Origin of the sequence: Micromonospora sp. NPDC049107 (assembly GCF_040648595.1) — a bacterium.
GTDB lineage: Bacteria > Actinomycetota > Actinomycetes > Mycobacteriales > Micromonosporaceae > Micromonospora.
In genome coordinates, this window is record NZ_JBEZEC010000011.1 from 12,496 (window position 1) to 25,330 (window position 12,835).

9 protein-coding genes and 1 pseudogene are annotated in these 12,835 nt (G+C 74.2%); 8 read left to right on the top strand and 2 right to left on the bottom strand.

Annotated features, from left to right (window positions below; translation table 11 throughout):
• Positions 1–119 precede the first annotated feature (119 nt).
• The 6 genes and pseudogenes from AB0B55_RS25320 to AB0B55_RS25345 all read left to right on the top strand — a co-directional run bounded on the left by AB0B55_RS25320 (position 120) and on the right by AB0B55_RS25345 (position 8,607).
• Positions 120–3,578, top strand: coding sequence for a hypothetical protein (locus AB0B55_RS25320; RefSeq protein WP_357174295.1), 3,459 nt, complete (start codon positions 120–122; stop codon positions 3,576–3,578).
• A gap of 23 nt (positions 3,579–3,601) precedes the next feature.
• Complete coding sequence (locus AB0B55_RS25325; RefSeq protein WP_357174298.1) at positions 3,602–4,576, top strand: alpha/beta hydrolase; 975 nt, start codon at positions 3,602–3,604, stop codon at positions 4,574–4,576.
• A gap of 5 nt (positions 4,577–4,581) precedes the next feature.
• Positions 4,582–5,421 (top strand): DUF3152 domain-containing protein, encoded by an 840-nt coding sequence (locus AB0B55_RS25330; RefSeq protein WP_357174301.1) that lies wholly within the window; start codon positions 4,582–4,584, stop codon positions 5,419–5,421.
• A 155-nt stretch (positions 5,422–5,576) separates the two neighbouring features.
• Positions 5,577–6,320 carry a DUF3152 domain-containing protein gene (locus tag AB0B55_RS25335; protein ID WP_357134142.1) on the top strand — a complete coding sequence of 248 codons (744 nt, stop codon included), beginning with the start codon at positions 5,577–5,579 and terminating at the stop codon, positions 6,318–6,320.
• Between the two features lie 41 nt (positions 6,321–6,361).
• A pseudogene (gene moeZ / locus AB0B55_RS25340) lies at positions 6,362–7,610 on the top strand (adenylyltransferase/sulfurtransferase MoeZ).
• Between the two features lie 106 nt (positions 7,611–7,716).
• A complete protein-coding gene (locus tag AB0B55_RS25345; RefSeq protein ID WP_357174503.1) occupies positions 7,717–8,607 on the top strand; it encodes a prenyltransferase/squalene oxidase repeat-containing protein in 891 nt (296 codons plus the stop codon).
• Here AB0B55_RS25345 and AB0B55_RS25350 read toward each other — a convergent pair.
• Both AB0B55_RS25350 and proB read right to left on the bottom strand, forming a co-directional pair.
• Positions 8,595–9,836, bottom strand: a complete 1,242-nt coding sequence (locus tag AB0B55_RS25350) for a glutamate-5-semialdehyde dehydrogenase (RefSeq protein ID WP_357134140.1) — start codon at positions 9,834–9,836, stop codon at positions 8,595–8,597. The genes AB0B55_RS25345 and AB0B55_RS25350 overlap by 13 nt on opposite strands.
• Positions 9,837–9,900: 64 nt before the next feature.
• Positions 9,901–11,058 (bottom strand): glutamate 5-kinase, encoded by a 1,158-nt coding sequence (proB, locus tag AB0B55_RS25355; RefSeq protein ID WP_357134138.1) that lies wholly within the window; start codon positions 11,056–11,058, stop codon positions 9,901–9,903.
• A 13-nt stretch (positions 11,059–11,071) separates the two neighbouring features.
• On the opposite strand from proB, the gene AB0B55_RS25360 reads away from it, so the two are divergent.
• The gene (locus AB0B55_RS25360; protein WP_357134136.1) at positions 11,072–11,386 is read left to right on the top strand and encodes an MGMT family protein; all 315 of its coding nucleotides are present in this window, start codon (positions 11,072–11,074) and stop codon (positions 11,384–11,386) included.
• Between the two features lie 32 nt (positions 11,387–11,418).
• Positions 11,419–12,813: an MFS transporter gene (locus AB0B55_RS25365; protein ID WP_357174305.1), complete on the top strand. Its 1,395-nt coding sequence runs from the start codon at positions 11,419–11,421 to the stop codon at positions 12,811–12,813.
• Positions 12,814–12,835: the final 22 nt, after the last annotated feature.

Consider the following 12,835-nt stretch of genomic DNA (forward strand, 5'->3'; position numbering starts at 1 on the left):
GCCATTTTCCCCCCAGACCGGGGCGGCCCCCGACCGCGTCGTGGAATTGGCCCGCCGCTGTAACTTATCGCCACTCTCCCCACACGGTAGCCTCAGCGAGGGCGACCAAGGAGCGCGCGGTGAGTGAAACAGGGCAACCCGGAGCCGCCACCCCGGGAGAGCACGGTGACGGAGCGGGTCAGCACGACGACCCGGGTCGTTCCGGCAACGGGTGGGCGCCCTCGATGGGCGGGTGGTCACCGTCCGGCGAGAGCGAAGCGGCCGGGGAGCAGGCGCCACGATGGCAGCCCGACCCCGCGTCCGGCTGGCGCAGCACCTCGACGAGGCACGGTGACCTGCCCGCGCCTCTGCCTGGGCTGCCCGGCGCCGCCGAACGGCCGGCCCGGGTCAACGGCCACCACCTGAACGGCGTCCACCAGGCCGAGGCCGAGGGTGACGGCGTGGCCGACGGCGCCAACCACGGGGACGCCGAGATCAACGGCGTGGGTGCGTCGTCCGGTCGGCAGACACCGGTCAGCGCGCCACCCGGACGGACCGCCGAAGACCGGCCCGACCTGGGTGCCGGCCGCCTGGCGGTGCCCGCCCAGCGCCCCGCGCCCCCCGCCGACCAGGGGTCAGGGGAGGCCGACAGCGGTAGTGCCCGGCACCTGACCGCCGACCCCACCGCGCCGCGTGCCGCCCGCTGGGCCGAACCCGGTGTGCCCGGCACCGCGCCCATCCAGGTGCCGCCCGTCGGCACGGCCGCCTCGGGCTTCGAGGTACCACCCGGACTCCACGCGCCGACCGGCGACCGCTCGACCGCCGACGACCGGGAGGCCGGGTCGCGCGCCCGCCGGGAAGCGCTCGCGCCGGAGTCGTCGGCCGGGTCGGGACGCGGCGACGAGTCCGAGCCGGAACGCCCCGCCGCCGACACCCGGCGCGTGGGCGAGCCCTCCTCCGTCGAGCCGGACTGGTCCGGGCCCAGCTGGAACCGCCCGAGCTGGGGCAGCGGGTGGGCGCCACCCTGGTCCCGGCCGGACGGCGAACCGTCCGACCAACCGACGCGGGACGAGTCCGCGCCGGGTTGGGTCGCCGAGCCCAGCGTGCCGTACGAGCCGGTGCGGGCCGAGCCGACGCGTCCGTATGAGCCACTGGCCGCCGAGCCCCCCCGCGCGTACGACATCGCCACCGAGGCGGAGGCGGCCTCCGATCGCGGCCGGCCGTCGCGCCCGTCCTGGGCCGGCGAACGTCCGGCCACGACCCCGGCCAGCGTGCCGCCGGAGGCCCCCCGCTCCGAGCCGACCGAGCGCCCGGCCTGGGCCGGCGGGCCGACATCCGAGCCGGCCGGTACGCCCGCCGTGCCTCGTCCGTCCTGGGCCGCGCCGATATCGAGCGGCGTGTCGACCGACCCGCCACCCCGCGCGAATGCCTCGGACCCCACCCCGACCAGCGGGCCCGGTGCGCCCGCGCCCGCCGCGTCGGCGGCTGCCGAGCGTCCGTCGTGGGGCGGGGGTTCCGTGCCGACCAGCGGTCCGCCGGCTGCCGAGCGTCCGTCGTGGGGCGGGGGTTCCGTGCCGACCAGCGGTCCGCCGGCTGCCGAGCGTCCGTCGTGGGGTGGCGGTTCCGTGCCGACCAGCGGTCCGCCGGCTGCCGAGCGTCCGTCCTGGGCCGGGAGTCCCGTGCCGACCAGCGCCGCTCAGGTGGAGCCGACCAGCGGTCCGCCGGCTGCTGACCGTCCGTCCTGGGCCGGTCCGGCATCGGCCCTCCCGCCGCCGCGTCCCTCGTGGGCCGGCGAGCCGGACCCGGCTCCGACCAGCTTCGGGGCGTCCCGCCCGTCCTGGGCCGGTGCTCAGGCCTCCGACGGCACGCCCGCGCGCCCAACCTGGGCCGGCCCCGCGCCGGTGGACCCGCCAGCGCCGGTCGACCCGCCACCGGCGCCCGCCGGCCCACCGGCGACGGTGGTGGATGCGCCGTCGCAGAGCACGCCGTCACCGACGACGCCCGTCCGTCCGGCGGCCGAGCGTCCGTCCTGGGCAGGAAACTCGCCGACACCCGTGGCGAACGCGGCCGCCGAACGACCGGACTGGTCCGAGGGGCGCATCCCGGCGGCCTCGCCGGGCGATCGTCCGTCCTGGCCGGCCAGCCGGCCGGCGAGCCCCGCTCGTGGCAGCGACGCGGGCGAGGCGGCCCAGCCGGTCCGACCAACCGGGCCGTTCCGGCTTCGGCCGGCGAGCCCCGAGCCACCCGACCCATCGACCGTCGGGCCGGCCCCCACCGCCCCGACGGCAACCGGTCCGGCCTCGGCGACCGCCGGGTCGGGGCGACACGACCGGCCATCCGCGTCCGCCGCTTCCTACGCGGCCCGCCGATCCGCCCCGGAACCGGCGTCGCCGGCCGACGCCGCCGCCAGCGGTCGACGGCCCGACACGCCGGCGGTACTGCCGCAGCGCGTCCCCGCGCAACCGGACGTGCCCGTCGTGCCGGAGCCGCCAGCCGTGGAACCACCCGCCGAAACCCCCGAACTCGCGCGCATCGCCACCCACCTGCGCCGTGACGACGAGCCCGCTCCGTTGCGGGAACGTCCCGAGGGATTCGACGTCAACGCCATCCTGGACGCCGTCCGGGAGGTAGCCGGTGTCCGGGACGCGGCGCTGCGTCGTACCCCGGCGGGTGCGCACAGCCTCCGGCTGGACCTGGCCGACGGCGCGGATCCGGCCGAGGTGAGCCGACAGGTCGCCCGGCTGCTCCAGGAACGGATGGGCCTCGCCGCCGCACCGCAGAACGTGCCCGGCCTGCCCACCACGCCGCCCCCACCGGTACGCCGCCGCGCCGCCGAGACACGACCTGCCGAGCCCCGCTCGGGTGGCGCGAAACCCGCCAACACGCGATCCGCCGAGGCCCGTCCCGCCGAGCCACGCAACAACGGCGCGGAAGCGCGTATCGCCGAGGGCGGCGGCCCGGCGGCGGCCGCGCCGACGAGCCCCGAGCAGCGGACCGGCCCGGACGCCGCGCTCCGGCGGCGGACGGGCGCCCCGCACCGGGGCCGCGCCACGGTCGAGGAGCCCGGCTCGGTCTCGGGTGTGCCCGCCGGCGGAGCCACCGGCAGCCCGGCGACGCTCGGTACGTCGTACTCCGGTGGTCAGGTGACCACGACGGAGTCGGCGCCCTCCCGCCCGCTGGACACCGGCGGCGCGCCGGGGCCGCGCGTGGTCATCGACCACGTGCAGGTCAGCACCTTCGGCCTGGACGCCAATGTGGAGGTACGGCTGCTCGCCGGCGACGGCACCGCGGCCGGGTACGCGACCGGGCCGGCGGTGGACGGCTACGTGCTGCGGCTCTGCGCGGTGGCCGCCGCCGCGGCCGTCGACGAGCTGCTGCGCGGCACCGAGAACGCCGAGCGTGGCCGCTGCTTCGTCGAGCACGCGGCGGTGGTGCCGTTCGGCAACTGCGAGGTGGCCACCGTGGTGGTGCTGCTGGTCTGCGACGGCTGGGTCGAGCAGCTCGCCGGCTCGGCTCTGGTGGCCGGCGATCCGCGGCAGGCGGTGGTCCGAGCCACGCTGGCGGCGGTCAACCGCCGGCTGGAGGCACTACTCTCCTGAATGGTGCGAGGCAGACTGGAGGGATGAAGCGTGCCACCCTCTGGCCGGACCATCTCCTTGCCGACGCCGGTGTGCCGCCACCGTGGCCGGGCCGGGAGGTGCGCCTCGACGGCCAGGTCCTGTACGTGCGGGACACCCCCGCGACGAGCGCGGACGCGGAGCCGGCGCTGTTCGTGCACGGGCTCGGCGGCTCGTCGCAGAACTGGACCGACCTGGCCGGGCTGCTCACCGACCGGTTGGACGGCCAGGCCATCGACCTGCCCGGGTTCGGTCGCAGCGAGCCGGGACGGCGCTACACGATTCCGGCCTTCGCCGACCTGGTCATCAGGTGGATCGAGCACTCCGGTCGGGGACCGGTGCACCTGTTCGGCAACTCGCTGGGCGGCGCGGTCTCGGTCCAGGTGGCGGGGCTGCGGCCGGACCTGGTCCGCACCCTCACCCTGATCTCTCCGGCGCTGCCGTTCCTGGATTTCCGACGGTCGTTGCAGGGCAGGATGCTGCCGGTGCTGGCCATTCCGGGGGGTGAGCGGCTGGTCGCCCGGCGGTTGACCCAGCTCGCCCCGGAGATCATGGCCGAGCAGGTGCTTGAGGCGTGTGTCGCCGATCTGAGCCGCATCTGTGTGCAGCGCCGGGAGGAGGCGTTGGAGGAGATCCGGGTGCGGTACGAGGCGGCGCACTACGCGGCCGCGTACGTCCGGACGTTCCGGGGTCTGGTCTCCAGCTTCCTGCGGGCGTACCTGCCGGGGTCCGGGTCGCTGTGGCGGCTCGCCGGGGCGGTCCGCGCGCCGACGCTCGTGGTGGGGGGTCGGCAGGACCGGCTGGTCGACGTCCGGGTCGCGCCGCAGACCGCACGGGCCATCCCGGACAGCCGCCTGTTGATGCTCGACGGGGTCGGCCACGTGGCGCAGCTCGAGGTGCCCCGGCTGGTCGCCCGCGCGGTGGTGGGTCTGCTCACCGAAAAGGGGGACGCCGTCCGGCCGTCCGATCTGGCAGGCTGACCGGAATGTTCAGGTCCGCTCACCGTCATCGACGCTTCGCGCTGATCGCCCAGTTGGTGGCGGTGGTGCTGGCGATCGGCGCGGCAGTGACCGTGGTCGCCGAGGAGCGGGGCGAGCCGTCCGACCGGCTGACCGCCGAGGAGGCCGCCGCCCCGCCGCTGGTGGCGAGGCCGCTGCCGGGGTCGGTGAGCCCGTCGCCGAGCGCCACGGTGGCGGCGTCGCCGAGCGCGTCGCCGGTGCTGCGGATGCCCGGAGCGGTCCCGAGCGCCGGGACGGGCCGCTTCGAACACGACGACCGCTCCGGCCCGGTCCTGGGCCGCGCGGGTGAGCTGCGTCGTTACCGGGTGGCGGTCGAGTCGGGCAGCGACGAGGACGTGGCCGCGTTCGCGCAGGCCGTCCAGGTGGCGCTCACCGGACCGGGCAGCTGGGTCGACAGCGGTCGGCTGCGGTTGCAGCAGGTGCCGGGGGACGCTCCCCGGGACTTCACCGTCTACCTGGCGACGGCCCGTACGGCGGGCCGGATGTGCGCCGCGGGTGGGGTGGACATCCGGATCGACGGGCGGCCGTACACCTCCTGCCGCGCGCCCGGTCAGGTGATCGTCAACCTGGACCGGTGGCGGTTGTCGGTGCCGCACTACGTCTCGGCGCGCGTGCCGCTGTCGGTGTACCGGACGTACGTGGTCAACCACGAGGTCGGTCACCAGCTCGGGCACCATCACGAGCGCTGCCCGGGCTCGGGGCGTCCGGCGCCGGTGATGATGCAGCAGACCCTCTTCCTCAACGGATGCCGGGCCAATCCGTGGCCGTACGTCGACGGTCGGCGCTACGCCGGGCCGGCACTCTGAGACGTATTGCGGCAATAGCAGCCAAAAGCGGAGAATTGCCCGAATAATCTGGCAGGCTTGGCGTCATGACGCCGTCGTCCCCTTACGGCCCGCCCGAGCCGCCCGACCCGTCGGCAGGGTCGGCGTACGAGGGCGCGCGTCCCAGTCTCGTGCGAATGCGCCGTCGCCGACGGCGCACTCTGCTGCTCGGTGTGCTCGTCCTCGCCACCGCCGGCGCCATCGGCGTGACCGTGGCGGGTGGCGGTGAGCCGCCGGCCGACGCGCCGCCCATCCCGACACCGGGCGGCATGGGCGTGGGCGGCGGGGAGGCCCATCCGGCGCCCAGCGACTACCCGTCGGTCGGCGCGGGACGGTTCACCGCCGCCGACTCCGAAACCGCGGTGCACGGCGAGGACGGACCGCTGCGCCGGTACCGCGTCGTGGTCGAGCGCGACAGCGGCCAGGACGCCGGCACGTTCGCGGCGCGGGTCGACGAGGTGCTGGCCGACCCGCGCAGCTGGATCGCCTCCGGCGAGCTGCGCGTGCAGCGGGTCGCCGACGCCCGGGCCGCCGACTTCACCATCTACCTCGCCACCCCGGTCACGTCAGAGCGGATGTGCGCCGAGGGCGGCCTGTCCACCGAGCGCTACACGTCCTGCCGGCTACCCGGCCGGGTGATCATCAACCTGGCCCGCTGGCAGGAGGCGGTGCCCGACTACGGCGCACCGCTGGAGACGTACCGCACCTACGTGATCAACCACGAGGTCGGCCACGAGCTCGGTGCCGAGCACGAGGCGTGCCCCGGTCCGGGCGAGCCCGCCCCGGTGATGCAGCAGCAGACGTACGGGCTGGAGGGCTGCGTGGCCAACGCCTGGCCCTACCTCGACGGCCGTCGCTACGCCGGCGACGCCATCCCCTGAGTTATTCCCGCTCCCGCATCGCGGACCACGTGTCCTCCCTCATGGCCGAGCGGGGCCCCGGCGAGCAACAATGGCGCGGTTCACACCGCCGATCCCGGGGAGTCCACCGTGTCGTTGCCCCCGCTCGTCGAGCCCGCCGGCGAGCTGACCGTTGACGAGATCCGCCGCTACTCACGCCACCTGATCATCCCGGACGTCGGGGTGGCCGGTCAGAAGCGGCTGAAGAACGCCCGGGTGCTCTGTGTCGGCGCCGGTGGCCTCGGCTCGCCGGCCCTGTTGTACCTGGCCGCTGCCGGGGTCGGCACGCTCGGCATCATCGACTTCGACACCGTCGACGAGTCCAACCTCCAGCGCCAGGTCATCCACGGCGTGTCCGATGTCGGCCGCTCGAAGGCCGAGTCCGCCGCCGCGTCGATCCGCGAGATCAACCCGCTGGTCAACGTGGAGATCCACAACACCGCGTTGGACCGGGAGAACGTCCGCGAGATCTTCGCCCAGTACGACCTGATCGTCGACGGCACCGACAACTTCGCCACCCGTTACATGGTCAACGACGCCGCGGTGCTGCTCGGCAAGCCGTACGTCTGGGGTTCGATCTACCGGTTCGACGGGCAGGCGTCGGTGTTCTGGGCCGAGCACGGCCCCTGCTACCGCTGCCTCTACCCGGAGCCGCCGCCGCCCGGCATGGTCCCCTCCTGCGCCGAGGGTGGCGTGCTCGGCGTGCTCTGCGCGTCGATCGGGTCGATCCAGGTGAACGAGGCGATCAAGCTGCTCACCGGCATCGGCGAGCCGCTGGTGGGCCGGCTCATGGTCTACGACGCCCTGGAGATGGAGTACCGCAAGATCAAGGTTCGGAAGGACCCGAACTGCGTGCTCTGCGGCGAGAACCCGACCGTCACCGACCTGCTGGAAGACTACGAGGACTTCTGCGGCGCGGTCTCGGTCGAGGCCCAGGAGGCGACGCTCGACTCGACCATCACCGCCCTGGAGCTCAAGGAGTGGCAGGACGCCGGCAAGGACATCTTCCTCGTCGACGTGCGGGAGCCGGCCGAGTACGAGATCGTGCGGATTCCCGGCGCCACGCTGATCCCCAAGGGCGACATCATCTCCGGTGAGGCCCTCGCGAAGCTGCCGCAGGACAAGCAGATCGTGCTGCACTGCAAGTCCGGTGTGCGCTCCGCCGAGGCGCTGGCCGCGCTCAAGGCCGCCGGCTTCAAGGACGCCGTCCACGTGCAGGGCGGCGTGCTCTCCTGGATCAAGCAGATCGACCCGTCGCTGCCCGCGTACTGACCGGTGGAGCCGGGGCGGCCCTGTCGTCCCGGCTCCGACCCGTCGCGTCAATCGACGCAGATAGCTCCGACCAGACCCGCGCACCGAGCGACGCAGCCATTTCCGGCTGGCCGATTCCCCGAGGCGGGATCGTGTCTGCGCAGGTAGCGTCTCCGCCGTGGTCGACTTGGAAGCCGCGATCGGGTTCGTCGTGGCGCACGGGGACGCGGTGGAACGCGCCCGCCTCTCCTGGCTGCGCAACGGCACGCCCGCCCCGCCGGAGCTGTTGGACGCGGCCGAGGTCGGCCAGTCACCCGACGGCGGCTGGCCGGCGACCTGGGGCGGTGAGGTGGCCTCGGTCGACGCCACCTGTTTCCGGCTCGGCGAGCTGGACGACCTCGGTGCGCTGGGTCGTCCCGCCGCCCGCCGGGCGCTCGACTGGTTGGCGTCTCGGCAGCAGCCCGACGGTGGTTGGGACGAGGACCTCTCCCTGGCCGGCTCGGCGCCCGAGTGGGCCCGACCCGGTGACCCCGAGGCCAAACTCTTCCTCACCGCCAACGCCGGCTTCTGGCTCACCGTCGCCGGCCTGGACGCCCGCGCCTCAGGTCCGCTCGATCATCGGGTCGGTGGGGCGTACGCCGGTGTGGTGCAGGCCGCGGCGCAGTCGATCGTCGCGCGGCTGCGCCCGGACGGGACCTGGCCGTCGTTCCTCGCCGCCGGCTGGCTGAGCGCGGCAGTACTGCACCGCCAGGACATGTTCCAGGAGTCGGCGCGGATCCAGGTGGTGCTCGCCGAACGGATGGCCGCGATGTCAGCGGGCGACGTGGCATGGCTGGCGGCCACGCTGCGCCGCGTCGGCATCGACTCCCACGACTGGGTCATGGTGCGCGCCCTGCGGCGGCTCGGCGAGACCCAGCGCAGCGACGGTGGGTGGGAGAGCGACGACGGTCACCAGTTCGACGTGCACTCCACGCTGTCCGCGATCCGGGCCTGCCGGCCGGGCGATCAGCGCACGTGACCGTCGCCGGTGACGACGTACTTGGTGCTGGTCAACTCGGGCAGGCCCATCGGCCCCCGGGCGTGCAGCTTCTGCGTGGAGATGCCGATCTCCGCGCCGAAGCCGAACTCGCCCCCGTCGGTGAACCGGGTCGACGCGTTCACCATCACCGCCGCCGCGTCCACCCGGGCGACGAACTCGCGGGCGGCGGTCGTCGAGTCGGTGATGATCGCCTCGGTGTGTCCGGTGCCGAAGCGGCGGATGTGCGCGACCGCCGCGTCCAGCGAGTCGACCACCGCCACCGAGATGTCGGCCGACAGGTACTCCGTGGCGTGGTCCTCCTCGGTGGCCGGGACGACGGCCGCCGAGTGGGCGACCACCTCGGGGGAGCCGTGCACGGTCACGCCGGCCTCAGCGAACGCGGCCAGCATCGGCGGTAGGAACGCGTCGGCGACGTCCACGTGCACCAGCAGCGACTCGGCGGTGTTGCAGGTGGACAGGCGCTGCGTCTTGGCGTTCAACGTCACCGCGACGGCCTTGCCCAGGTCGGCGGCGGCGTCGACGTAGACGTGGCAGTTGCCCACCCCGGTCTCGATCACCGGCACTGTCGACTCCTCGACCACGGTGCGGATCAGCGACGCGCCACCGCGCGGGATGAGCACGTCGACCAGCCCGCGAGCCCGCATCAGCTCCTTGACCGAGTCGCGCGAACTGGCGTCGAGCAACTGCACCGCGTCCGCCGGCAGACCGGCCCCGGCGACCGCGTCGCGCAGCACCGCTACCAGCGCGGCGTTCGAGTGCGCGGCCGACGACGACCCGCGCAGCAGCGCCGCGTTACCGGACTTGAGGCAGATCCCGGCGGCGTCCACCGTTACGTTGGGCCGCGCCTCGTAGATGATGCCGACCACCCCGAACGGCACCCGGATCTGGCGCAGTTCCAGCCCGTTGGGCAGGGTCGATCCGCGGACCACCTCGCCGACCGGGTCGGGCAGCGCGGCCATCTCACGCAGCGCTCCGGCGATGCCGGCCACCCGGCCCTCGTCGAGGGCGAGCCGGTCCAGCACGGCCGCGCTCAGCCCGGCTTCGCGCCCGGCCGCCAGGTCCGCCTCGTTGGCGGCGAGGATCTCCGGGGTACGCGTCACCAGCGCGTCGGCCATCGCGACCAGCGCGGCATCCTTGACGGTACGGGTGGCCACGGCCAGTTCGGCAGCGGCGTCCCGCGCCCGCTTCGCCTGCTCGACGACGCTCATCGGTCACTCCTCGCGTTAGGAAGGGCCCCTTGTACAACGCTAGGCGTTAACAAGGTGCCCTTGCTTACAGCAGTACGAGGTCGTCGCGGTGGACGACCTCCCGTTCGTACGCCGGGCCGAGCGCCGCGGCGAGTTCGGAGGTGGAACGGCCGAGTAGGCCGGGCAGCTCCACCGCGTCGTAGTTGACCAGGCCACGGGCTACCGGCGCACCGGCGTCGTCGACCAGGTCCACGGGGTCGCCAGCGGTGAAGGTGCCGTCCACGGCGGTGATGCCGGCCGGCAGCAGCGACTTGCGCCGCTCCACGACGGCGGCCACCGCGCCCGGGTCCAGGTGCAGGCGTCCCCGGGGCGAGGTGGCGTGGGCCAGCCAGAACAGCCGGGCCGTCGGCCGTTGCCGCTGCGGGTGGAACAGCGTGCCGACCGGCTCGCCGGCCAGCGCCGGGGCGGCCAGGTCGGCGGAGGTGAGCACCACGGGGATGCCGAAGCCGGTGGCGATCCGGGCCGCCTCGACCTTTGTCACCATGCCGCCGGTGCCGACGCCGGACCGGCCGGCGCCGCCGATGGAGATTCCGGCGAGGTCCTCCTCGTTACGGACCTCGGCGATCCGCACCGACTGTGGACGGGTCGGGTCGCCGGTCCAGAGCGCGTCCACGTCGGAGAGGAGCACCAGCAGGTCGGCGTGCACCAGGGCGGCCACCAGGGCGGCCAACCGGTCGTTGTCGCCGAACCGGATCTCCTCGGTGGCGACCGTGTCGTTCTCGTTGACGATCGGCACGGCCCGCAGGTCGAGGAGTTTGCGCAGGGTGCGGTACGCGTTGCGGTAGTGCGCCCGCCGGGTCACGTCGTCGACGGTGAGCAGCACCTGCCCGACGGTGCGGTCGTGCCGGGCGAAGCTGGCCGCGTACCTGCCGATCAGCAGGCCCTGGCCGACGCTGGCGGCGGCCTGCTGGGTGGCCAGGTCGCGCGGACGTCGGGTCAGACCGAGCGGGGCGAGGCCGGCGGCGATCGCGCCGGAGGAGACCAGCACGACCTCGCGTCCCTCGGCGCCGAGCCGACCCAGGGTGTCGACGAGCGCGTCGACCCGCTCGTCGGCGAGACCGCCGGTGGCGGTGGTCAACGAGGAGGACCCGATCTTGACGACGATCCGCCGAGCGGCCGTGACTGCGTCGCGCACCCGCCCATTCTGCGTGGTCACGCCCGCGTGGCCCGGTGGCGTTCCCATATGGTGGCGGATTGTGACTCCTGACGAGTACGTCGAGGCCGTGCTGGACCTCGTGGAGCGGATTCCCGAGGGCCGGGTGATGTCGTACGGCGCGGTCGCCGACGCGCTGGCCGAACGCTCGGGTCGCTCCTCCGCGCGCCTGGTGGGCGCCATCATGGCCCGGCACGGTGGCTCGGTGCCCTGGCATCGGGTGGTGACCGCGGGCGGCCGGTTGCCACCGGGGCACGAGCGCGAGGCGCGGGCCCGGCTGCGGGCCGAAGGGACGCCGTTGCGCGGCGCGGGGGTGGACATCGCGGCGGCGGGTTGGTCGCCCGGGGAGGGGATGTGACCCCCGCCATAACGTGAGTAACATTCGGCCCCATGAACCAGCCGCCGGGTGCTGCCGGCCTGCCCGCCACCGGACGGCTGCCCCGACCGGTGCACGTCGGATACGCGCTCGGCTCGCTGGCCACCGGCGCGTTCGGCACCGTGCCCGGCCTGCTGTTGCTGCCCTACCTGACCGACACGCTCGGCGTCGCCGCCGGGGTAGCCGCCCTGCTGGTGCTGCTGCCGAAGGCGTGGGACGTGCTGGTGAACCCGGTCGCCGGCCGGATCTCCGATCGCACCCGGTCACGCTGGGGCGCACGCCGCCCGTACCTGCTCGTCGCCGGTCTCGCGCTCGCCGCGCTCTTCGCGGCCATCTTCGCGGCGCCGTTCGACAAGGGGCCGGCCGCCGCGACGTACGTGGCGCTCGCCTTCCTGGCCACGGCCACCGCGTTCGCCTTCTTCCAGGTGCCGTACATGGCGATGCCCGCCGAGATGACCGACGACCACACCGAACGCACCCGGCTGATGACCTGGCGGATCGCTGTGCTGGCGCTGGCCATCCTGATCTCCGGCGCGGTCGCCCCGTTGGTGGTGACGGCCGGCGGCGACGGCGTGCCCGGACACCGCTGGATGGGCCTGTTCGTGGCGGCGCTCATCGGCGTCGGCGCGCTCGGCGCGTTTCTCGGCACCCGGTCCGCACCCGCTGGTGTGGTCGACGTCAGCGAACCGACGCTGCGTGCGCAGCTCGCCGTGGCCGGGGCCAACCGGCCGTTCCGGGCGCTGCTGATCTGCTTCGTGGTGCAGTCCGTGGGGGTGGCGACCATCCTCGCCGGGGTCAACTACTTCGCGGGGCAGATCCTGCGCGACGACCGGAACGGGCCGACGCTGCTCTTCGCCTGTTTCGTCGGGCCGGCGCTGCTGGTGATGCCGCTCTGGGCCCGGGTCGGCGCCCGGCTGGGCAAGCGGGCCGCCCTGGTCGTCGCCGGGCTGATCCTGGCCGCCGGGGCGTTCGCCCTGGTCGCCGCCCCGGTGCTGCCGCCGGTCGCCGTCTACCTGGTGGTCGCGGTGCTCGGCGTCGGGTACGCCGGGCAACAGGTGTTCGCGCTGGCCATGCTCCCCGACTGCATCGCGTACGAGACGGCACGCACCGGTCGACGGCAGGCGGGCGTCTTCACCGGCCTGTGGACCGCCGGGGAGACCTTCGGCCTGGCGCTCGGCCCCGGCATCTACGGCCTCGTGCTGCAGGTCTCCGGCTACGTCTCCTCCGACACCGGAACCGCCGCCGCCCAGTCCGACACGGCGAGGCTCGGCGTCCTGCTCGGCTTCACCCTGATCCCAGCCCTGCTGATAGCTCCCCCCATCCTCCTGCTCCGCCACTACACCCTCCCCACCCCTGCCCCCACCCTCGGGGTCGATCATGAAGTTGTGGTGGGAGACAAAAGCCGTTAGCCGTTACTAGAAGGGCACCATG

Bases quoted from the DNA above. Each gene is read 5' to 3' on its own strand.
- AB0B55_RS25325 (WP_357174298.1), top strand. From the start codon at position 3,602: ATGAAGCGTGCCACCCTCTGGCCGGACCATCTCCTTGCCGACGCCGGT.
- AB0B55_RS25330 (WP_357174301.1), top strand. From the start codon at position 4,582: ATGTTCAGGTCCGCTCACCGTCATCGACGCTTCGCGCTGATCGCCCAG.
- AB0B55_RS25335 (WP_357134142.1), top strand. From the start codon at position 5,577: ATGCGCCGTCGCCGACGGCGCACTCTGCTGCTCGGTGTGCTCGTCCTC.
- AB0B55_RS25350 (WP_357134140.1), bottom strand. From the start codon at position 9,836: ATGAGCGTCGTCGAGCAGGCGAAGCGGGCGCGGGACGCCGCTGCCGAA.
- proB (WP_357134138.1), bottom strand. From the start codon at position 11,058: ATGGGAACGCCACCGGGCCACGCGGGCGTGACCACGCAGAATGGGCGG.
- AB0B55_RS25365 (WP_357174305.1), top strand. From the start codon at position 11,419: ATGAACCAGCCGCCGGGTGCTGCCGGCCTGCCCGCCACCGGACGGCTG.